This window comes from Shimia haliotis, assembly GCF_900114415.1.
GTDB lineage: Bacteria > Pseudomonadota > Alphaproteobacteria > Rhodobacterales > Rhodobacteraceae > Shimia > Shimia haliotis.
This window is the reverse complement of sequence record NZ_FOSZ01000001.1, coordinates 679,017-698,827: the sequence shown is the minus strand read 5'-3', so window position 1 is coordinate 698,827 and position 19,811 is coordinate 679,017. Positions and strand designations below refer to the sequence as shown.

The window sequence follows — 19,811 nt, the reverse complement described above, 5'->3', positions numbered from 1 at the left end:
TATGCGCATGGAGTTAATATGAGCGCCGGTCTCGTAATCCTCGCCGTCATCGCGATCGCGATTGTCGGTTTTTTTGTTGGGAGGTCACGCGCCCTCAACAGTGCAGGTGGCGACATTCGCCAACTCCATTCCTTGCCCGGCTACTATGGTCAGGCGGTGTTTCTGTTTTCCGCCGTTCCAGCGCTGCTGGTTACAGCGGTCTGGTTGATCCTTCAGCCGATGATGATCGAAAACCGCATTTCCGATATGATCCTGCCCACAGATATCGCCGAAGGTAGCTCTCTTGAGTTGATCATGGCCGATGTACGCCGCATTTCCAGCGGTCTTGATACCGCGGTTGTTGCCGGCGCGTTGTCTGAACCTGAAATCGAAACGCTTAATCTCGACAACACCGACGTGCGCGGCGTTCTCGCTGGCGTTGGAGTGGCCGTTGCCTCCGACATCAAGCCCAACGTTCTGGACGCCTCGGTTGCCTACCGAGCAAAAACGGCCGCCGCGCGCGGCTACATGGCGGTTGTCTCCATTGCCATCGCGCTTGTCGGGTTTGCTGTGGCCCTGTCACTTACCAAGCCGGACTACCGCGCGCGCAATGTGTCCGAGGCCGCCATCAAATCACTTTTGGTCCTATCGTCCTTTGTGGCCATTCTGACCACAATCGGCATCATCGCCTCGCTGATTTTTGAGACCTCAAACTTCTTCCGCATGTATCCGGCGAAGGACTTTTTCTTCAATCTCACTTGGAATCCGCAGTTCACCGGCGGCTCAGACCTTGGCATCATCCCGCTCCTGTGGGGCACGCTTTATGTGTCCTTTGTGGCGCTGGTCTTTGCGGTGCCGATTGGCCTCTTTGTGGCGATCTACCTTTCGGAATATGCTTCCTCCAAAGTGCGCTCCATCGTGAAACCCGCGGTCGAAGTGCTCGCCGGCATCCCGACCATCGTCTACGGCCTTTTTGCCCTGATCACCGTAGGCCCTTTGCTGCGGGACTACTTCGCGCAACCTCTGGGCCTTGGCCAGTCGTCCTCTTCGGTGCTGACCGCAGGGCTTGTGATGGGCATCATGCTGATCCCCTTTGTGTCCTCGCTGTCCGATGATGTGATCAACGCGGTGCCGCAATCCATGCGCGACGGCTCTTATGGCCTTGGCGCAACGCAATCGGAAACCGTGAAACAGGTTATCCTGCCCGCCGCGCTTCCGGGCATCGTGGGGGCCATCATTCTGGCCGCGTCACGCGCCATTGGCGAGACCATGATCGTGGTCATGGGGGCAGGGGCCGCGGCCAAGCTCAGCCTCAACCCGCTTGAGGCCATGACCACCATCACTGTGAAAATCGTCAGCCAACTGACCGGCGACACCGAATTTGCCAGCCCCGAAACCCTCGTGGCCTTTGCCCTTGGCCTGTCGCTTTTTGTCATCACGCTGGGGCTCAATGTCCTCGCGCTTTATATCGTCCGTAAATACCGGGAGCAGTACGAATGACCGACGTCACCCCAACCACGTCGATCCTGACTGTCGACGACCGCACACGCCGCCGCAACGTTGCCGAAAAGCGGTTCCGCACCTATGGCGTGATCGCCATCACTCTGGCCATGCTCGCGCTTGTCGGGTTGATGACGTCGATCTTCTCCGGCGGCCTACCGGCCTTCAAGCAAACCTTCATCACGCTGGACGTGTATCTTGATCCGGCCAAGCTCGACAAAGACGGCTCCAGCGATCTGGAAAAAATCCGCAAGGTTTCGACATTTGGCTATGCGCCGCTGATCAAAAAGGCGCTCGAAGAGCAACTGGCCAAGCCGGAATTGGCTGTCGAAGGTCTCAAATCCAAAGACGCCGCCAAAATGATCTCCAAAGAAGGCGCCGCCGAAATGCGCCGCTTTGTTCTGGCCAACCCCGACATGATTGGCGAAACCGTCAGCTTCAAGTTCCTCGCCTCAGGTCGCATCGACGGCTACTACAAAGGCCGCGTAACGATGCAGAGCGCGGAACGCGACAAGAATGTCTCGCCCCAACAGCTTCAGTTCGCCGATAAACTGAAGGACGCAGGACTGCTCAAGACTTCCTTCAACTGGGGCTTTCTGACCCGTGCGGACGCCTCTGAAAACCGTCCCGAAGCCGCAGGCCTCGGTGTCGCGATCCTTGGCTCTGTCTACATGATGGTTATCGTTCTCTTTCTGGCGCTGCCAATCGGTGTTGCGGCGTCGATCTATCTGGAAGAATTTGCGCCCAAGAACTGGTTCACCGATCTGGTTGAGGTCAACATTTCCAACCTCGCGGCCGTGCCCTCCATCGTCTTTGGTATACTCGGTCTGGCGATTTTCATCAACTTTGCTGGCCTGCCGCAATCCGCACCCATCGTTGGCGGCCTTGTTCTAACCCTGATGACGCTGCCCACAATCATCATCGCCACACGCGCCTCGCTGAAAGCCGTGCCGCCTTCGATCCGTGACGCAGCACTTGGGGTAGGGGCCTCCAAAATGCAGGCGGTGTTTCATCACGTGCTGCCTCTCGCAGCCCCAGGTATCCTAACGGGCACGATCATCGGTCTGGCACAAGCACTTGGGGAAACCGCGCCGCTTCTTTTGATCGGTATGGTTGCCTTTGTCCGCGAATACCCCTCCGCGCCGCCCGAAGGGTTCTTTGATCCCGCCGCCGCGCTTCCGGTTCAGGTCTACAACTGGACCCAACGCGCGGACCCCGCCTTTGTCGAACGCGCCTCTGGCGCCATCATCGTATTGCTGGTGTTCTTGCTGTTGATGAATACCATCGCCATTATCCTGCGCCGCCGTTTTGAACGCCGTTGGTAAGCTGAGGAAAAACACCCATGTATGACGCACCACAACTGGGGAACGCCATGGACCAGACAACCACAAAAATCTCCGCCCGCAATGTGCAGGTGCACTACGGCGACACCCACGCGATCAAAGACGTGAACGTCGATATCGACGCCAAAACCGTGACCGCCTTCATCGGCCCGTCTGGTTGCGGCAAGTCGACCTTCCTGCGCTGCATCAACCGCATGAACGACACCATCGACATCTGTCGTGTCACCGGTGACATCCTGATTGATGGCGAAGACATCTATGACAAGCGGGTCGATCCTGTACAACTGCGCGCCAAAGTGGGCATGGTGTTTCAGAAACCCAATCCGTTTCCCAAGTCGATCTATGACAATGTGGCCTATGGCCCGCGCATTCACGGTCTTGCCAAGAACAAGTCGGAACTGGATGAAATCGTTGAGAAATCCTTGCGCCGGGGCGCCATCTGGGATGAGGTCAAAGACCGCCTTGATGCACCTGGAACCGGTCTGTCCGGTGGCCAGCAACAGCGTCTGTGTATCGCCCGTGCAGTGGCCACGGAGCCCGAAGTTCTTCTGATGGATGAACCTTGTTCCGCTCTTGATCCTATTGCCACCGCACAGGTCGAAGAACTCATTGACGAGTTGCGCAGCCAGTTCTCGGTAGTCATCGTCACCCACTCGATGCAACAGGCCGCGCGCGTCAGCCAGAAAACCGCCTTCTTCCACCTTGGCAATCTGGTGGAATTTGGCGACACCACGCAAATCTTTACCAACCCGCAAGACGAGCGCACCCAAAATTACATCACCGGCCGGATCGGTTGAGGAGTACCATCTAAATGTCTGATCAACATATTGTTTCCGCTTTTGACCGCGATCTCGAGGGCATCCAGGCACACGTCATGAAAATGGGCGGTCTGGTCGAGGCGGCGATCGTTGACGCCTCTCAATCCTTGCTCAATCAGGACGAAGAACTGTCCGCCGAAGTGATCCGGAGAGATCAGGCGATTGACGACTTGGACACGCTCATCAACGAAGAATGTGCCAATCTGATCGCTCTGCGCGCGCCCGCGGCGCTTGATCTGCGTATGGTGCTGTCGGTGATGAAAATTTCCGGAAATCTCGAACGTATTGGCGACTATGCCAAGAACATGGCCAAGCGAAACACCGTTCTGGTTCAGCTGACGCCCATCGAAGGTGCCCGCGGCGCCCTTCAGCGCATGGCCCGAGAAGTCCAACTCATGCTCAAGGACGTTTTAGACGCCTTTATCGAACGCGATGTAGAAAAGGCGCAGGATGTCCTGCTTAGGGATCGCGATGTGGATCAGATGTACAACGCGCTGTTCCGCGAATTCCTGACCTTTATGATGGAAGATCCGCGCCACATCACACCTTGTATGCACCTGCATTTCATAGCCAAAAACACCGAGCGCATGGGCGATCATGTCACCTCGATTGCCGAACAGACCATTTATCTGGTGTCCGGTTCCATGCCCGAAGACAACCGCCCCAAAGCCACGCGCTACGAACCGGAATAAGCCAAGTCCTATGACCAACGACCGTCCCACAGTTCTCATCGTAGAAGACGAACCGGCGCAACGCGAAGTGCTGGCCTACAATTTGCAATCCGAGGGATTTCACGTCGAAGTCGCACCTGACGGTGACGAGGCGTTGATCCTGGTCGATGAGGTTCAGCCAGACGTTATTGTTCTGGACTGGATGCTTCCGGGCACCTCAGGTATCGAGGTCTGCCGTCGGCTGAAGACTAGGCCCGAGACCAACGCCATTCCGGTGATCATGTTGTCCGCGCGGTCTGAAGAAGTGGACCGGGTGAGGGGACTTGAAACCGGAGCGGATGACTATGTGGTCAAACCGTACTCTGTGCTCGAGCTGATGGCCCGTGTGCGCAATCAGTTGCGCCGCGTGCGTCCAGCAGCGGTTGGCAAACAATTGACCTATGAAGACATCATTCTTGATGCGGAAACCCATCGCGTCACACGTCAGAACAAACCGCTCAAACTCGGGCCAACCGAATTCAGGTTGCTCACAACCTTCATGGAGAAACCGGGCCGTGTCTGGAGCCGTGAACAATTGCTCGATAGAGTTTGGGGGCGCGACATTTATGTCGACAGCCGTACGGTTGACGTTCACATCGGGCGTCTTCGTAAATCGCTCTGTGTGCACGGTGGTGAGGATCCGTTACGTACCGTAAGAGGGGCCGGATATGCTCTTGGGTAAACTGTGATTTTTCAATGCCTTATGGGCAAACCCTCACGTATAATTCAAAGACTCTTTGGTTTCCGATGCGCTCCACAGGGAGTGCGCATAATAGGTATTATGGTAATTATTGGCTATTAGGATGATCACACATTCGCCACTGGACAGCTTCGCTACCGAACAAGTAAAGTCTGCCACAACAGAATACATTCTAAAGCAGAAATTAGCTGATGAACGACACGCTAGACTACATTGAATCCCTGACTCAGCAAACACGACTTGAGGAACTCTGGGACGCTCATTGCGCGCAAATGAAAAAGTTTGGCTTTGATCGCATCATCTACGGATACACCAATTACCGCAGTGGAATGACCGTTGGTGACACAGACGATTTTTTCGTGCTGTCCAATCACGACCCGAACTATCTGCATCGCTTTATCAACGAAGGTTTGTATATTGACGGCCCAATGTTTGAGTGGACGATGAACAACGCCGGTGCCGCAAGCTGGTCGCGCGCTGCCGAAGCTTTGGAAAACGGCGAATTGTCCGAACAACAAACGAACGTTCTTCGGGTCAACCGCAGCTTCGGCATCAACGCGGGCTACACCGTGAGCTTTCCAACTGTGTCCACACGCAACAAAGGTGCGATTTCCCTTGCGGCGCGAAGCGATCTCTCGCAGGCCGCAGTGGATGCGATCTGGGCCGAACATGGCCGCGAAATCAGCCTGATGAACAATGTGGCTCATCTCAAGGTGCAATCCCTCCCCTACTCCAATTCCGAACGCGAGTTGACCAGCCGGCAACGCGAGGTTTTGGAATGGGTCGGCGACGGCAAAACCATTCAGGACATCGCGGTCCTGATTGAACGTACGCCGGCCACAGTCGAGAAGCATTTGCGACTCGCGCGCGACGCTATGAATGTTGAAACAACAGCGCAGGCGCTGCTCAAAGCATCGTTTATGAAGCAAATTTACCTGTTGGAAGTGCCAAAATAGCACGTGTTATCAAAAACCTATCCATTAGTATGGGAACCCTGACTTGTATGATAGGTCGTAGCGGTGCCAAAATAGCGGTGTTCCGTGAGTGGTGGCTTTGGCCTGAGGAACATTTCAAGATGGATCTTTGCAATATCAAAGCTCTCCGTTTTGACCGGTAAAACCCGGACGTCGGCTTGAAGGTTTATTTCGACCTTCGAGTTGGCAATTTTCGGAGGTCTCCCCATCCCCATGTAAATGGAGACCGAGAAAAAGGACGGTGTCATCCCCCAGGGTGGCGCCGTTTCTTTTTTTGTCGCGCTGACTTTCGCGGATCAATTTCATATGTCCCCGCAATGCAAAAAGGCCGCCCCAACCGGAGCGGCCTTTTGAATAACTTGTGCGAAAGGACTTAGCCCTGAGCGGCTTTTGCCACTTCTGCTGCAAAGTCTTCTTCTTTTTTCTCGATGCCTTCGCCCACTTCCATGCGGACATAGCCAACGATTTCAGCGCCAGCTTCTTTTGCGGCTGCTGCAACGGTCAGGTCAGGGTTGATCACGAAGTTCTGGCCCAGCAGGGTCACTTCGGCCATGAATTTCTTCATGCGACCAACGATCATCTTCTCGATCACCTGCTCCGGCTTGCCGGATTCACGTGCGATCTCGATCTGAACGTTTTTCTCTTTTTCGACAACAGCCGGATCCAGGTCATCTTCGCCCAGAGCCTGAGGCGCTGCGGCTGCGATGTGCATGGCAACCTGCTTACCGAAAGCTTCGTCGCCGCCTTTCAGCGCAACGAGAACACCGATTTTGCCCATGCCGTCGGCTGCTGGGTTGTGAACATAAGAGGTCACAACGTCGCCTTCCACGGTCGCCATACGGCGTACGGACATGTTTTCACCGATGGTTGCCACGGCGGCAGTCACGGTTTCTTCAACAGTCTTGCCACCCAGATCGGCTGCCTTCAGCGCGTCAACGTCAGAAACGTTCAGCGCCGCGCCAGCGATCGCGGAAACCATGCTCTGGAAGTCGGCGTTTTTGCCAACAAAGTCGGTTTCGGAGTTCACCTCAACCGCAACACCTTTGTTGCCTTCAACCTTTACGGCCACCAGACCTTCGGCTGCTGTACGGCCGGATTTCTTCGCCGCTTTCGCCAGACCTTTGGTGCGCAGCCAATCGATTGCTGCTTCCTGGTCGCCATCAGTTTCGGTCAACGCTTTTTTCGCGTCCATCATGCCTGCGCCGGTCATCTCGCGCAGTTCTTTTACCATTGCTGCTGTGATCGCCATTTTTGGCTCTCCTCGTCAGAATTGGGGATAAAAAGGGGGCGGGCGTACCCTGCCCCCGTATCAGAAAATTAAGCCTGCGCTTCTTCGGTCGCTGCTTCTGCCGCCGGAGCGTCTTCTGCAACAACTTCTTCTGCCGGTGCTTCTTCGAAAGCACCCAGGTCAACGCCAGCTGCGCCCATCTGAGCGGTCATGCCGTCCAGAGCCGCACGTGCTGCCAGATCGCAGTACAGAGCAATCGCGCGGGCCGCGTCGTCGTTGCCCGGGATGATGTAGTCTACGCCGTCAGGCGAGCAGTTGGTGTCGACAACAGCCACAACAGGAATACCCAGTTTGTTGGCTTCGGCGATGGCCAGAGCTTCTTTTTTCACGTCGATGACGAACAGCAGGTCAGGAACGCCGCCCATGTCACGGATACCGCCGAGGGAAGCTTGCAGCTTCTCCTGGTCACGTTCCATGCCAAGACGCTCTTTCTTGGTCAGACCTTCTGCGCCAGTCGCCATCTTTTCGTCGATCTCTTTCAGACGGTTGATGGACTGGGAAACAGTTTTCCAGTTGGTCAGCGTGCCGCCGAGCCAGCGGTGGTTCATGAAGTACTGAGCAGATTTGTCCGCTGCGTCCGCGATCGGACCAGCTGCCTGACGCTTGGTGCCCACGAACAGAACACGGCCGCCTTTGGCAACGGTGTCGCGGATCGCGTTCAGACCTGCGTCCAGCATCGGAACGGTCTGTGTCAGGTCGAAAATGTGGATGCCGTTACGCGAACCATAGATGAACTCGCCCATACGGGGGTTCCAGCGTTGCGTTTGGTGGCCAAAGTGAACGCCAGCTTCCAGCAGCTGACGCATGGAGAACTCAGGAAGAGCCATGCTTGTATTTCCTTTTCCGGTTTACGCCTTGGCGGGGAGAAGTGAGAGCGGATGCTCCAACCGGCGGACCGACAGGGATGTCTCCCCTGCCCAAGCCCAAACCCCGCCTGCGGGTTTGAATGACGCGCGTTTACATAAGGTTTGCGGGCTGTGCAACCCTGTTTTCACAGGTTCTGCAGGGTTTTCCGAAATTCCATGACGCCGCGTCCGAAAAACTGCAATTTCTCCTATTGGAGGCGGCATTTCGTACACTAGGGTGCGAACAGTCACAAGGAGACCGCCATGATCCGCCTGCACCATCTGAACAAATCCCGCTCTCTGCGCATTATGTGGCTGCTCGAAGAGATCGGCGCCGACTATGAGTTGATCGCTTATCACCGCGATCCCAAGACCCGTCTTGCGCCGCCGGAACTCAAGGAAATTCACCCGCTTGGCAAATCTCCGGTGATCGAAATGAACGGTCGCGTGATTTCGGAATCCGCTGCCATCGTGGAACGCATCTGTTACCGGCACGCGCCGCACATGATCCCTGAGGCCGGAACCGCTTCTTATGTGCAGCACCTTGAATTGATGCATTTTGCCGAAGGCTCGGCCATGCTGCCACCTCTCCTCGGCCTGTATACCTCAATGCTGGGTGAGGCCGCAGCGCCGCTACAGCCGCGTATCACCTCGGAGATGGACAATCACTTCAGCTATATGGACAGCCTGTTGCGCCCGTCGGGCCACTTTGTGCTGGATGATCTGTCGGCGGTGGATGTGATGATGATCTTTCCGGCAGAAATCGCCGTGCGTGGTCAAGGCGCCAAGGCATATCCCGCTTTGGCCAGATTTGTTGAGGCCATGCACGCCCGCCCCGCATTTCAGCGCGCAAAGGCCCGCGACGAGGGCTAACACCGCCTCTCTATTGCGCCACCACAAGAGCGCTGCGGACCGACGTTTCCGCAGCCTCTGCCAAGGCTTTGCGACTGGTATAATCCGAGACCACCAGCTCCGGATGATACACAACTTCAACCCGCCCCTGTCGACGCGCGCCAAGCGTAATCAGCAAATGCGGCCCAAAATCCATATCTCCCCACCAACCATAAAACCGCGGATCTTCACCTTGCGGTGCGATATAGCGCACGGTAACGGGCTGGATGTGCATTTCTTCACGCAGACGCTCATCAAAAAACGCCGCAAACAGCGTAGATTTGAACGGCAGGATCTGCTGGCCATCCGTGCTTGTGCCCTCGGGAAAGAACAGCAACTTGTGACCTGCCAGAAGCCGGTCCTCAAACACCTTCTTCTGCGCCGCCGCCTCACGTCGGTCACGGTTGATAAACACCGTGCCCGTGGCCCGCGCCAGCCAGCCGATGCCTGGCCACTTTGCCACTTCGGCCTTGCTGACAAAATAGACGTTCTTTCTCGCGTTCAGCGTGAAAATATCCAGCCACGAAGAATGGTTCGCCACCACCGCCCCGCGGTGGGTCATCGGGCGGCCGCGTGAAGAGAAACCAATGCCCAGAATGCGAAAGGCATTTCGGCACACAAACCGAGTGATATAGGGCGTCCACGGGCGATGTAGGCCAAACAACGGGGCCTCAACCATGCGCACCAACAGCAGCAGGATCAAACAACCAAACACCAGTAGTGCCAGCGGAACGCCCCGCAGGATCACCCGCATCCAACCGCCCACGCCCAAGGGCTTGTGCGGCAGGTATCCCTCTTCGCTTTCCCAAGCTGTCACGACGGTCGACCCTTAGAATAAAGCGCGCGGTTCTTTTCATTCATCCGTGCCGTATCAAGGATCAGGCACACGTCCGTGGTGTTGAACGTCCGGTCGATGAATGCCCCCTCCCCGACAAAGCCGCCCAATCTCAGGTAAGCTTTGATCAAGGCAGGCACCTCAACCATGGCGGCCCGTCGATCAATTTGGTCTTCCGCCATCAGATTCATACTCTGGTGATGCTGCGGCAAAATCCGTGTCCGAATGTCCTCGGGCGCGAGATGCCTGTGATGGAGCAGCGACAAAGGCTGCGCCAAGGCCTCCACATCCGTGCCGTGAAAACTCGCGACACCAAACAGGATTTCGATCTCGTGCTCAGCCACATAAGCCGCCATGGCGTTCCACAGATGAAACATCGCCGCCCCGCCGCGATACTCTGGCAACAGGCAAGATCGCCCCAGTTCCATCAACCGCCGGCCCGAGGCCTTCAGTTTGGACAGGTCATACTCGTCCTCGGAATAAAACTGCCCCATTTCCTCCGCCATATCCTGACGCAACAACCGATAGACCCCGACCACTTTGTCGATGTCCTCGCATGCCAAGGCACGATCTACTAAAATCATGTGATCAAAGAAGGGATCAAACTTGTCGCGCTCCAGCCTGCCCTCATGATCCACCAGATCACCGCCGCTGCCCAGTTCCTCGACAAACACCCGATACCGCAACCTCTGCGCGGCTTTAAGGTCTTCTTCTGACCTCGCAAGTCTCACTTCAAAATCGGGGGTATGTGCCATTTTTTGCGTCTGCGCCTCTTGTTGCGGAGGTTTTAGGCAGAGGCACACGTGAAATCAACCAAGCCGCTTCTTTTGCCGGTTTTCCGCTCAAAGCTTGACGCAACATCACGGGCGTGAACCAAATGTTAACCAATTATTCCGCATGACTCCAATTGAGCATTATACGATTGCTATCAATAACAACCTTGCCCGCTTCGCGGAAATTCACGGTGACTTTTCCACCGATATTGGATTGCACTTGTCCTATGCCCCAATCAGGCTGATCGGGATGGGTCACGAGCGCACCGGGCTCTAGAAATGCGTTGAGGTCGGTCATGATGGGTCCACGCGTCAGGAGTGATAAGATGACACATAAACCGGATTTGGCCGCGTTGGTAGGCTCCCGCATTTGCCACGACCTGATCAGCCCGATTGGCGCCATCAGCAATGGCATGGAACTGATCGAACTGGCCGGAGGCGCCAAGGCCCCAGAGTTGTCGCTGATCGCAGACAGCGTGCAAAACGCAAACGCCAAAATTCGGTTCTTCCGCGTGGCCTTTGGTCAGGCCTCAGCAGAACAGCAGGTGGGCGAGCAGGAAATTCTGACCATCCTGGACAACATGGCGATCGGTGCGCGCACGATGGTGGACTGGACAGTTCAAGGCGCGGTTGAACGCACCGAACTGCGCCTCGCATTTCTTGCCATTCTCTGTTTTGAGACCGCCCTACCCTTCGGCGGCGTGATCAGCGTGCATCGCACTCAAGGCGGTTGGCAGGTGATTGGCGAGAGCGAAAAACTGCGCGTTGACGACACGCTCTGGCCCGCCTTGGTGTCGGGCGATGTGCCTCAAACCCTCGCACCAAATCAGGTGCAATTCGGGCTTTTGCCGCAATGGGCCAGCACTTTGGGCCGATCCGTCAGTACCAGCCAGAGTGACACCAAGCTGGAACTGACATTCTAAAGTCGATCAGGCGCGGGTGGTTCCGTCACCAACCACCAGATATTTGAAACTGGTAAGCTGCGCCGCACCGACGGGACCACGGGCGTGCATTTTGCCCGTGGCAATGCCGATTTCCGCACCCATGCCAAATTCGCCCCCATCCGCAAACTGGGTTGAGGCGTTGCGCATCAGGATCGCGCTGTCGACCCGTTCAAAGAACCGCTCTGCCACCGCATCATATTCGGTGAGAATACAATCGGTGTGATCAGAGCCATACCGGCGAATGTGGGCAATTGCCTCGTCCACATCGCTGACCACTTTGGCAGCTATATCCATATCCAGATATTCCTTGCCCCAATCCGCATCAGACGCCGCAAGTGTGCCTTCAACCGCCTGAAGGCGCGTATCCGCATGCACCCGCACGCCTGCCGCCACCAGCATCGCCACAACATCCGCGCCCAGACTGTCCACAAGATCCTCGTGGATCAACAGGCATTCCGCCGCGCCGCAAATCCCCGTGCGCCGCGTCTTGGCGTTCAGGATCACCTCCATGGCTTTTTGCGGGTCGGCCGCTTTGTCGACATAGATGTGAACAATGCCCTCAAGGTGGGCAAACACCGGCACACGCGCCTCGCGCTGCACCAGTCCGACAAGCCCCTTACCACCGCGTGGCACGATCACGTCAACCGTGTCCACCATGGTCAACAGTTCCTGCACCGCAGCCCGATCGCGGGTCGGCACCAACTGGATCGACGCTTCCGGCAGGCCCGCCGCCTTCAGCCCCTCGACCAGACAGGCATGGATCGCACCGGAGCTGTTAAAGCCTTCCGAGCCGCCACGCAGGATCACCGCATTGCCGGATTTCAGGCATAGCGCACCGGCATCAGCGGTCACATTCGGACGGCTTTCATAGATCACACCAACCACGCCCAAGGGCGTGCGCACGCGGCGAATGTTCAGACCCGTGGGACGATCCCACTCTTCCAGAACCTCGCCCACCGGATCGTTCTGTGCCGCCACCGCGCGCAAGCCGCCTACAATGCCCTGAATGCGCTCTTCATCCAGCATCAAGCGGTCCATCATCGCGTCTGACAGGCCTTTGTTCCGGCCGAACTCGAGGTCTTTCTTGTTGGCCTCGATGATCTTGGCACGCCGCGCCCAAACGGCATCGGCCGCCACTTCAAGCGCGCGCTGTTTCGCTGGGGCCGGGGCAAAGGCCAACTCTGCTGCTGCGGCTTTGGCGTTCTGGCCAAGCTCTGTCATCAGGGCGGGGATATCTGCGATGTCTTTCATCAGATTTTTCCTTTGCGTGGTTTGGATAATGCCGGAGCCTCCGACGGGAGTAGTTTTACAAGTAAGAAGACTAGAGCGCCATGTCGTCGCGGTGAACAAGCGCAGCGCGGCCCGGATAGCCCAAAAGCGGCTCAATATCGCGGCTGTGATGGCCCTTGATCTTACGCGCGTCGCTGGATTTGTAGCCCGCAAGCCCCTGCCCGATCTTGTGACCCTGCGGATCGGCGATCACCACCGGATCTCCGCGCTCAAAATCGCCGGTTACATCTGTCACGCCCGCAGGCAGCAGGCTTTTGCCCTGCCCCAACGCGCGCGCGGCACCGGCATCAACCACCAGCGTGCCCTGCGGCTTCATCGAGCCAATCCATCGTTTGCGCGCCAGATGCGGCGTGCCTTGTGCGCTAAACCACGTGGCATTGGCCCCATTTTCCAGAGCCGAAATAGGGCGCATCACGGAGCCTTCGGTGATCGCCATCGCACAGCCGCCCGCAGTAGCAGTTTTGGCTGCCATCAACTTGGTGATCATGCCGCCTTTGGAAAGGCCCGACACGCCCTCGCCGGCCATGTCCTCGATCTCGGCGGTGATTTCTTCCACGACGTCAAAACGTGTCGCGGTGGGATCTTCCATCGGATTGGCAGAATAAAACCCGTCCACATCGGACAGCAACACAAGCCGATCCGCCCCCGTGGTCAGAGCAATCTGCGCCGCCAGACGGTCGTTGTCGCCATAGCGGATTTCATCCGTGGCGACGGTGTCGTTTTCGTTCACAATCGGCACCACGCCGAGCGAAATCAACTGCTCCAACGTGGCCCGCGAATTGAGATATCGCCGCCTGTTGGCGCTGTCTTCCAGCGTGACCAGAACCTGCGCCGTGGTGATCCCATGCGGCGCCAACGCTTCCTCGTAGGCCCGCGCCAGCCGGATTTGCCCAACCGCTGCCGCAGCTTGCGATTGATCTAGAGAGAGCTCCGTAGCGGGCAACCCAAGCGCCCCGCGCCCCAAAGCGATCGAACCTGAGGACACAAGGATCACATCCGATCCGCGTGCCTTCAGCATCGCCACATCTTCGGCCAATCCGCGCAGCCAGTCGCCGCGCAACGCATTCTGGGTCCGGTCCACCAACAAAGCAGACCCGATCTTGATCACAACCCGTTTTGCGTCGCTCAGGGTTGCCACGGTGCCTCTTCCTCGTCGACATCATCGGCAATCTTCTGACGCAAACGGTCATCGTCAATCTCGGATCGCAACGCCCGCAGCACCTCGGTTGTGCCTTCATGGCTGATGCCCGACATCAACATAACAGGTCCACCGACAACGGCTTCCAGTTCTTCCTTGAGGAAGATGCGTTCTTCCTCATCGAGCGCGTCAATTTTGTTCAAAACCGTAATACGGGGTTTCTGCGCCAGAATTTCCGCATAGTTTCCAATCTCTTGCACGATGGTCATATAGTCCTCAAGCAAGGTGCCGGAACTGCCATCCACCAGATGCAAAAGCACCGCGCAACGCTCCACATGGCCAAGGAACAAATCGCCAAGCCCCCGCCCCTCGGACGCGCCTTCGATCAGGCCGGGAATGTCGGCGACCACAAATTCCACGTTGTCCACGCCGACAACACCAAGGTTGGGGTGCAAGGTTGTGAACGGGTAATCGGCAATCTTGGGCCGCGCGTTGGAAGTCGCTGCCAAAAACGTCGATTTGCCGGCATTGGGCAGACCCAAAAGGCCGACATCCGCAATCAGTTTCAGCCGCAGCCAGATCGTGCGTTCGATGCCCGGTTGCCCCGGGTTCGCGCGACGCGGCGCCTGGTTGGTGGCCGATTTAAAGTGCAGGTTGCCCCAGCCACCGTTACCGCCCTTGGCCAATAGAACCCGCTGACCAACTTCGGTCAGGTCCGCAACCACGGTCTCCTGATCCTCGTCTAGAATTTCGGTGCCAACAGGCACGCGCAAAATAATGTCATCGCCGGTTTTGCCTGTGCGCTGCTGCCCCATTCCGGGGATGCCGCTCTTGGCGAAAAAGTGTTGCTGATAGCGAAAATCAATCAGCGTGTTCAGCCCCTCAACCGCCTCAGCATAGACCGAGCCGCCGCTACCGCCATCGCCGCCATCAGGGCCACCGTATTCGATGTATTTCTCACGCCGGAACGAGACACAGCCCGACCCACCGCCGCCGGAGCGGATGTAAACTTTGGCTAGGTCGAGGAATTTCATGGTCTTTACGTCCTTATGAGGCTTTGAGCCTGATAGCGCGACACGCGCTCAGGCTCAATCCAGTTTCAAAGAATAGGTCCAAGTGGGCACATTGGCATCGCGCGACACAGAAAAACTCTCCGCATCCCCAAGATATTGGAACCCGCAGTTCGTCAGCACCCGCGCCGAGGCAGGGTTGTCCTGAAAAACGCTGGCAAACACGGTTGTGCTTTCCAGAGGGTTCGCCGCAATCAAGGCCCGTACCGCTTCGGACGCCAACCCGGTGTTCCAGAAGCCCGGACCGATCCAATATCCGATTTCGGCCTGCCCCTGATCCACCCGCGTCAGGCTGACTAGCCCCATCACCTCGGGTTGCCCTTCTTGCGAACCGTCAATTGCCCAGACATCTTCCACGCGGTCCTCTGCCTGCGCACGCAGGATGAAGGCATCCGTCGCGCCGGGTGGCAAGGGATGCGGGATCGATGTAGTCATACGCGCGACCTCTTCCAGTCCGGCGTACATATCAATCAAGCCCTGATCGGACCGACGCAGCGGGCGCAGCACAAAGCGTTCTGTGTTCACAACCGGCTGGTTGACGATGGCTTCCAATTTCATACCTGTCTCCTCCTCAGATTAGGACAACAAGAACCGAGGCAACGGTCAGCGCCGCAAGGGTTCTCATCAGGTAGCGTTCCGCAGGTTTTCCCGCGACGAGTTGTGCGATCCGGTCTCCCCCATAAGTCCAGATCGGGTGAAATATGGCCTGTGTGGTCAACAGGCAGATGGCTATTGTCGCCGTGGCTTGCAACGGTTCTGTGTCAGGGCTCACGAAACTGGTAAATCCCGTGACAATCATCGCCCACGCCTTGGGGTTGAGAGGATGCACCCACAATCCCGCAATAAATCCCGGCGGCTGTTCGGTCACGCCACTTTCTGGCGACAAGCGAAGGTTCGCCACCTTCCACGCCAGCCAACAGATATAGGCCGCGCTGATCCACTTGAGCGCCACAAACAGCCACGGCACGGTGTCCGCCAACCCCATCAGGCCAAATCCGATCGGCCAGATGATCAACTGCTTGCCCAAAGCCACGCCCGCCACAAACGGCAAGGCCGCAACAAATCCAAACCGCGCGCCTGTCGCCAACAACGCCATGTTCGCAGGCCCCGGTGTTCCCACCTGGCTCGCGGCAAATATGGCAAACTGTGCAACAGCAACGCCCATAGCGCACCTTTTGGATAAAAAAGCAAAAAGGGCCGGCTTATGCAGCCGGCCCCCTGATTGTGTCATAACCTTTACGGGTTCGGCTTACTCTGCGGCCTCCGCCACTGGCAGGACCGAAATAAAGGTGCGGCCCTTGAGGCCTTTGTGGAATTTTACGTTGCCGTCGGTGGTTGCAAAGATGGTGTGGTCTTTGCCCATGCCAACGCCTTCGCCCGGCCACATCTTGGTGCCACGCTGACGCATGATGATGTTGCCAGAGATGACGCTTTCGCCACCGTATTTTTTCACGCCCAAACGGCGACCTGCGGAGTCGCGACCGTTACGGGAACTACCACCAGCTTTTTTATGTGCCATATCGTTAGTCTCCTATACTTCGCTTACTTCGCCAGATCGGCTGCTTGTGCAACCCACTCAGGCTTAACCTTCACAGCATCAAAGCTGTCAACGTCAACCGCTGCGAGCTGTGCATACGAGGTGATACCTGCGTCTGCCAGTTTCTTGGCGGCGGCCGGACCAACGCCAGTGATGGCGGTCAGGTCGTCTGCTGCTGCAGCTGCGGCAGGTGCCTCAGCTTTGGCGGCTTTCTTGGCCGGCTTGGCGGCTGCGGCAGGTGCTGCTGCAACGGAACCGGAACCGATCGCGGCTTTGACGCCGGATTTGTCGGCACCAGAGGCCAGAATGTCGGTGATGCGAACCAGTGTCAGTTTCTGACGGTGGCCCACGGTACGCTTGGAGCTGTGCTTACGACGACGCTTCACGAATTTGATCAGCTTTTCGCCTTTGATCTGGTCGATCACGTCGGCCTGCACGGCAGCGCCTTCAACGAAAGGTGCGCCAACAACGGTTTTGTCACCGCCAACCATCAGCACGTCGTTGAATTGGATTTTTTCGCCAGCGTCTGCAGCCAGTTTTTCGACACGCAGGACGTCGCCTGCCTGTACTTTATACTGTTTGCCGCCGGTCTTGAGGACTGCGAACATGTCCTATTCCTTCGATTTATCGCGTTCTGTGGCCCCTTTTGCCCTCAGGCATCCGGTGTTGGTGGCAAGCCGCCTCGAACAGCGCGCCCCTCTCGGGGCTGTATGTCAACAAAACACGGCGCAAAGTAGACACTTCACGCCGGATGCGCGCTTATCGGTTGGTTTTTGGGGCAAGTCAAGCGCTAAAGCACGTTTGTTTAAACGCTTTGCGCGCGTCACAACTCTTGTTGCGGCTGGATTTGTCCCATCGACAGCGCCAGCGCCTCAAACCGGTTGGACATGACCTCAAAATGCACCGCATTCATCAGCTCGTATAGCTCCATCATCATCGGATCTTCCAGCGCTTCTGTATACGCCTGCAACTCCTCTAGAGAGAACGACTGATACGTATAGGCCGCATTGTGCAGGGAATTCAGCTCGCGCTCTTCGGCAAACTGCTCTGCATTCTCCATCAGCGTCGCGCGCAACCCGTCTTCGTCCGTGCGCAGTTGCACCACACCGGCATAGGTCGCGGCCAGAATAAAGCGCACCTGAATTTCCGTCACCGCCTGCATGCCGATGTCTTTGGGATCGATTGCAAGGTTCATACGCTTAAACAACTCAGCACGCGCTTCACCTTCCTCCCCCCATTCGGCCAACAGGCGCTCCCCTTCGGCGACCTTTTCATCGTCATCCGCCATGTGAGAGGCATTTTCCACCTCAACCAGCCGCTGCCCCAGATCCGAGGCGTAAAACGCGGCCCCATGTGCAAGAACCTCATCGCTCAGCGTGGCCTCCAGAATATCGGTGGCCCGCGTTTGCATCAGATCGGTGTCGAAAACCTTTTTCGATAGCAACGTCCATTCAAGGCCAAAGGCGTCTTCCTCAAGTCCCAGCATCAGGGGGGCGGAACTGGCCGACAGCGCAATGGAATCAATCGCAACATCAAATCCCGTGACTTGCAAAAACGCCGTCACCTTGTCCCGATCCGCAGCGCGCGCGCCGTTAACGCCCGCCAGCAGCAAGACAAACGCAGCGAGCAACAGGCCGCTAAGCCAACCTGCAAAGGGAGTACGGGATCGGTTCGGGGCAACTTGGGCACAGGCATTTAAGGTCATGACCTCAAGCTAGTGCATTTGTCCGCCGAAACAATGCAAAAGCCGCTTGCAGGCGATCACGAAACTGATTAAACGCCTCCCTCACCAAGACCCTACCGCGGAGAGGTGCCGGAGTGGTCGAACGGGGCGGTCTCGAAAACCGTTGTCCCTTCACGGGGACCCAGGGTTCGAATCCCTGTCTCTCCGCCACTATCCCTGATACCTGATGCATTCACACTCGATTGTTCGCGGCGTTCTCCTGGACGCCGTTCGGTTTCCCGTCTTCTGGTTTTTTGTTTCCAGCGGCGGATTTCTGCATACCCAATTAAAATTGTCAGATACTATTTGATCTTCTGAAAATTCGGAATATGACTGGTGACATCCGCTCTCACGAAGCCAGCCGCCACGTCAGAGCGCACGGGTCCACTCCGCCCTTCCGCCCGGTAGGCCCACCTGAAACAATTGAGAGAAACACCCGATGAACAAGATCGCTATTGCGTCCCTGTTGTCCCTTGGCGCCTTCGCGGCTCAGGCTGAAACAACTTACCCGTACATCCTGCAAAACTGCGGCCAGTCCGTTACTTTTGAAACCAAACCCGAAACCGCGGTGTCGGTTGGTCAGGCCACCACGGAAATTCTTTACGCACTTGGATTGGACGAAACAAATCTGCTTGGCACCGGCGTCTGGTTTGACGATGTGGCCGCAGAATACGCCGCAGTGAATGCCAAGGTGGACCGCCTTGCAGACAATGACCCTTCGTTTGAATCCATCGTTGGCAAGCGTCCCGACCTCGTCACTATCGAATACGAATGGCACATCGGCCCCGACGGCATGATCGCCACCCGCGATCAGTTCCATGACCTTGGGATCGACACATATGTCCTGCCCACCGATTGTGTCGGAAAGGACAATTCCGAGGGCGTCGACGGCACCCGCTCGGTCGCCTTTTCCACATCCTCCATTTATCAGGGCATCTCCGAGATCGCCGACATTTTCAACATCTCGGCAGAGGGCGATGCGCTCGTGGCCAGGCTTCAGGATCGCGAGGTCAGTGCCATTGAACGCGCCAAGGCCCTTAACATTGATGATGCATCAGCGGTGGTCTGGTATTCGTCTGTTGATCTGGAATCCGATCCCTACGTCGCCGGTCAGAAAGGCGCGCCGGCCTATATGCTGTCGCAACTCGGCATGCGAAATGTCGTACAAAGCGACGAGGAATGGCCATTGGTCGGATGGGAAACGATCATCAAATCGGATCCGTCTTTCATCGTCATCGCCAAAATGGAGCGCCGGCGTTTTGACGGCGACGACGTGGCCAAGAAACTGGAGTTTCTGAAAACCGATCCTGTTGCCTCCCAGATGACCGCAGTGAAAGAAGACCGCATCATTGTGCTGGATGTTTCACAGATGAACGCCACCATGCGCTTGATAAGCGGCCTTGAAACCCTGACCGATGCGCTTGAGGCCTACGAGAATGGCCAGCAAGGCTGA

Annotated in this window: 22 protein-coding genes and 1 tRNA gene; 10 read left to right on the top strand and 13 right to left on the bottom strand. The window is 57.0% G+C overall.

Annotated elements, in window-relative coordinates; all coding sequences use genetic code 11:
• Window positions 1–18: 18 nt before the first annotated feature.
• From pstC to BM069_RS03430, 6 genes are all read left to right on the top strand, one after another.
• Complete coding sequence (pstC, locus tag BM069_RS03455) at window positions 19–1,479, top strand: phosphate ABC transporter permease subunit PstC (RefSeq protein ID WP_093320262.1); 1,461 nt, start codon at window positions 19–21, stop codon at window positions 1,477–1,479.
• Complete coding sequence (gene pstA / locus BM069_RS03450; protein ID WP_093320261.1) at window positions 1,476–2,804, top strand: phosphate ABC transporter permease PstA; 1,329 nt, start codon at window positions 1,476–1,478, stop codon at window positions 2,802–2,804. The genes pstC and pstA overlap by 4 nt, the downstream gene beginning before the upstream one ends.
• Window positions 2,805–2,821: 17 nt before the next feature.
• Window positions 2,822–3,619: a phosphate ABC transporter ATP-binding protein PstB gene (pstB, locus tag BM069_RS03445; RefSeq protein ID WP_093320258.1), complete on the top strand. Its 798-nt coding sequence runs from the start codon at window positions 2,822–2,824 to the stop codon at window positions 3,617–3,619.
• A 14-nt stretch (window positions 3,620–3,633) separates the two neighbouring features.
• The gene (phoU, locus tag BM069_RS03440; RefSeq protein WP_093320256.1) at window positions 3,634–4,332 is read left to right on the top strand and encodes a phosphate signaling complex protein PhoU; all 699 of its coding nucleotides are present in this window, start codon (window positions 3,634–3,636) and stop codon (window positions 4,330–4,332) included.
• Window positions 4,333–4,342: 10 nt separating this feature from the next.
• Window positions 4,343–5,032, top strand: coding sequence for a phosphate regulon transcriptional regulator PhoB (phoB, locus tag BM069_RS03435; protein ID WP_093320254.1), 690 nt, complete (start codon window positions 4,343–4,345; stop codon window positions 5,030–5,032).
• 209 nt (window positions 5,033–5,241) lie between these two features.
• Window positions 5,242–6,006 carry a LuxR family transcriptional regulator gene (locus BM069_RS03430; protein WP_093320252.1) on the top strand — a complete coding sequence of 255 codons (765 nt, stop codon included), beginning with the start codon at window positions 5,242–5,244 and terminating at the stop codon, window positions 6,004–6,006.
• A gap of 391 nt (window positions 6,007–6,397) precedes the next feature.
• Here BM069_RS03430 and tsf read toward each other — a convergent pair whose 3' ends face one another.
• Both tsf and rpsB read right to left on the bottom strand, forming a co-directional pair.
• Window positions 6,398–7,273: a translation elongation factor Ts gene (tsf, locus tag BM069_RS03425; protein WP_093320249.1), complete on the bottom strand. Its 876-nt coding sequence runs from the start codon at window positions 7,271–7,273 to the stop codon at window positions 6,398–6,400.
• A 68-nt stretch (window positions 7,274–7,341) separates the two neighbouring features.
• The gene (rpsB, locus tag BM069_RS03420; protein ID WP_093320246.1) at window positions 7,342–8,139 is read right to left on the bottom strand and encodes a 30S ribosomal protein S2; all 798 of its coding nucleotides are present in this window, start codon (window positions 8,137–8,139) and stop codon (window positions 7,342–7,344) included.
• A gap of 282 nt (window positions 8,140–8,421) precedes the next feature.
• On the opposite strand from rpsB, the gene BM069_RS03415 reads away from it, so the two are divergent.
• Complete coding sequence (locus BM069_RS03415) at window positions 8,422–9,030, top strand: glutathione S-transferase family protein (RefSeq protein ID WP_093320243.1); 609 nt, start codon at window positions 8,422–8,424, stop codon at window positions 9,028–9,030.
• Window positions 9,031–9,040: 10 nt separating this feature from the next.
• On the opposite strand, the gene olsA is transcribed toward BM069_RS03415, so the two are convergent.
• The 3 genes from olsA to BM069_RS03400 form a co-directional block, all read right to left on the bottom strand.
• Entirely contained in the window at window positions 9,041–9,865 is an 825-nt protein-coding gene (olsA, locus tag BM069_RS03410; RefSeq protein ID WP_483151436.1) for a lyso-ornithine lipid O-acyltransferase, read from the bottom strand.
• A complete protein-coding gene (olsB, locus tag BM069_RS03405; protein ID WP_093320240.1) occupies window positions 9,862–10,638 on the bottom strand; it encodes an L-ornithine N(alpha)-acyltransferase in 777 nt (258 codons plus the stop codon). The genes olsA and olsB overlap by 4 nt, the downstream gene beginning before the upstream one ends.
• 133 nt (window positions 10,639–10,771) lie before the next feature.
• The gene (locus tag BM069_RS03400) at window positions 10,772–10,954 is read right to left on the bottom strand and encodes a DUF3553 domain-containing protein (protein ID WP_093320239.1); all 183 of its coding nucleotides are present in this window, start codon (window positions 10,952–10,954) and stop codon (window positions 10,772–10,774) included.
• Window positions 10,955–10,982: 28 nt separating this feature from the next.
• Here BM069_RS03400 and BM069_RS03395 point away from each other — a divergent pair, with 28 nt between their 5' ends.
• Complete coding sequence (locus BM069_RS03395; protein ID WP_093320236.1) at window positions 10,983–11,579, top strand: histidine phosphotransferase family protein; 597 nt, start codon at window positions 10,983–10,985, stop codon at window positions 11,577–11,579.
• A gap of 6 nt (window positions 11,580–11,585) precedes the next feature.
• On the opposite strand, the gene BM069_RS03390 is transcribed toward BM069_RS03395, so the two are convergent.
• The 8 genes from BM069_RS03390 to BM069_RS03355 form a co-directional block, all read right to left on the bottom strand.
• Window positions 11,586–12,851 carry a glutamate-5-semialdehyde dehydrogenase gene (locus BM069_RS03390; protein ID WP_093320233.1) on the bottom strand — a complete coding sequence of 422 codons (1,266 nt, stop codon included), beginning with the start codon at window positions 12,849–12,851 and terminating at the stop codon, window positions 11,586–11,588.
• A 70-nt stretch (window positions 12,852–12,921) separates the two neighbouring features.
• Window positions 12,922–14,028 (bottom strand): glutamate 5-kinase, encoded by a 1,107-nt coding sequence (gene proB / locus BM069_RS03385; protein WP_093320230.1) that lies wholly within the window; start codon window positions 14,026–14,028, stop codon window positions 12,922–12,924.
• Window positions 14,016–15,062: a GTPase ObgE gene (gene obgE / locus BM069_RS03380; RefSeq protein WP_093320228.1), complete on the bottom strand. Its 1,047-nt coding sequence runs from the start codon at window positions 15,060–15,062 to the stop codon at window positions 14,016–14,018. Before obgE ends, proB begins: the two co-directional genes overlap by 13 nt.
• A 54-nt stretch (window positions 15,063–15,116) precedes the next feature.
• Window positions 15,117–15,656 (bottom strand): GNAT family N-acetyltransferase, encoded by a 540-nt coding sequence (locus BM069_RS03375; RefSeq protein ID WP_093320224.1) that lies wholly within the window; start codon window positions 15,654–15,656, stop codon window positions 15,117–15,119.
• A gap of 13 nt (window positions 15,657–15,669) precedes the next feature.
• A complete protein-coding gene (locus BM069_RS03370; RefSeq protein ID WP_093320221.1) occupies window positions 15,670–16,263 on the bottom strand; it encodes a LysE family translocator in 594 nt (197 codons plus the stop codon).
• 84 nt (window positions 16,264–16,347) lie between these two features.
• On the bottom strand, window positions 16,348–16,617 hold the full coding sequence (gene rpmA, locus BM069_RS03365; protein WP_093320218.1) for a 50S ribosomal protein L27: 270 nt from the start codon (window positions 16,615–16,617) through the stop codon (window positions 16,348–16,350).
• Between the two features lie 23 nt (window positions 16,618–16,640).
• Window positions 16,641–17,243: a 50S ribosomal protein L21 gene (locus tag BM069_RS03360; RefSeq protein ID WP_093320215.1), complete on the bottom strand. Its 603-nt coding sequence runs from the start codon at window positions 17,241–17,243 to the stop codon at window positions 16,641–16,643.
• Window positions 17,244–17,458: 215 nt separating this feature from the next.
• Window positions 17,459–18,340 (bottom strand): DUF2059 domain-containing protein, encoded by an 882-nt coding sequence (locus BM069_RS03355; protein ID WP_093320213.1) that lies wholly within the window; start codon window positions 18,338–18,340, stop codon window positions 17,459–17,461.
• Between the two features lie 99 nt (window positions 18,341–18,439).
• Here BM069_RS03355 and BM069_RS03350 point away from each other — a divergent pair.
• Both BM069_RS03350 and BM069_RS03345 read left to right on the top strand, forming a co-directional pair.
• Window positions 18,440–18,529: transfer RNA gene (locus BM069_RS03350), tRNA-Ser, on the top strand.
• Between the two features lie 268 nt (window positions 18,530–18,797).
• Entirely contained in the window at window positions 18,798–19,811 is a 1,014-nt protein-coding gene (locus tag BM069_RS03345; RefSeq protein ID WP_093320210.1) for an ABC transporter substrate-binding protein, read from the top strand.

Bases quoted from the DNA above. Each gene is read 5' to 3' on its own strand.
- pstC (WP_093320262.1), top strand. From the start codon at position 19: ATGAGCGCCGGTCTCGTAATCCTCGCCGTCATCGCGATCGCGATTGTC.
- pstA (WP_093320261.1), top strand. From the start codon at position 1,476: ATGACCGACGTCACCCCAACCACGTCGATCCTGACTGTCGACGACCGC.
- pstB (WP_093320258.1), top strand. From the start codon at position 2,822: ATGTATGACGCACCACAACTGGGGAACGCCATGGACCAGACAACCACA.
- phoU (WP_093320256.1), top strand. From the start codon at position 3,634: ATGTCTGATCAACATATTGTTTCCGCTTTTGACCGCGATCTCGAGGGC.
- phoB (WP_093320254.1), top strand. From the start codon at position 4,343: ATGACCAACGACCGTCCCACAGTTCTCATCGTAGAAGACGAACCGGCG.
- BM069_RS03430 (WP_093320252.1), top strand. From the start codon at position 5,242: ATGAACGACACGCTAGACTACATTGAATCCCTGACTCAGCAAACACGA.
- tsf (WP_093320249.1), bottom strand. From the start codon at position 7,273: ATGGCGATCACAGCAGCAATGGTAAAAGAACTGCGCGAGATGACCGGC.
- rpsB (WP_093320246.1), bottom strand. From the start codon at position 8,139: ATGGCTCTTCCTGAGTTCTCCATGCGTCAGCTGCTGGAAGCTGGCGTT.
- BM069_RS03415 (WP_093320243.1), top strand. From the start codon at position 8,422: ATGATCCGCCTGCACCATCTGAACAAATCCCGCTCTCTGCGCATTATG.
- olsB (WP_093320240.1), bottom strand. From the start codon at position 10,638: ATGGCACATACCCCCGATTTTGAAGTGAGACTTGCGAGGTCAGAAGAA.
- BM069_RS03400 (WP_093320239.1), bottom strand. From the start codon at position 10,954: ATGACCGACCTCAACGCATTTCTAGAGCCCGGTGCGCTCGTGACCCAT.
- BM069_RS03395 (WP_093320236.1), top strand. From the start codon at position 10,983: ATGACACATAAACCGGATTTGGCCGCGTTGGTAGGCTCCCGCATTTGC.
- BM069_RS03390 (WP_093320233.1), bottom strand. From the start codon at position 12,851: ATGAAAGACATCGCAGATATCCCCGCCCTGATGACAGAGCTTGGCCAG.
- obgE (WP_093320228.1), bottom strand. From the start codon at position 15,062: ATGAAATTCCTCGACCTAGCCAAAGTTTACATCCGCTCCGGCGGCGGT.
- BM069_RS03375 (WP_093320224.1), bottom strand. From the start codon at position 15,656: ATGAAATTGGAAGCCATCGTCAACCAGCCGGTTGTGAACACAGAACGC.
- BM069_RS03370 (WP_093320221.1), bottom strand. From the start codon at position 16,263: ATGGGCGTTGCTGTTGCACAGTTTGCCATATTTGCCGCGAGCCAGGTG.
- rpmA (WP_093320218.1), bottom strand. From the start codon at position 16,617: ATGGCACATAAAAAAGCTGGTGGTAGTTCCCGTAACGGTCGCGACTCC.
- BM069_RS03360 (WP_093320215.1), bottom strand. From the start codon at position 17,243: ATGTTCGCAGTCCTCAAGACCGGCGGCAAACAGTATAAAGTACAGGCA.
- BM069_RS03355 (WP_093320213.1), bottom strand. From the start codon at position 18,340: ATGACCTTAAATGCCTGTGCCCAAGTTGCCCCGAACCGATCCCGTACT.
- BM069_RS03345 (WP_093320210.1), top strand. From the start codon at position 18,798: ATGAACAAGATCGCTATTGCGTCCCTGTTGTCCCTTGGCGCCTTCGCG.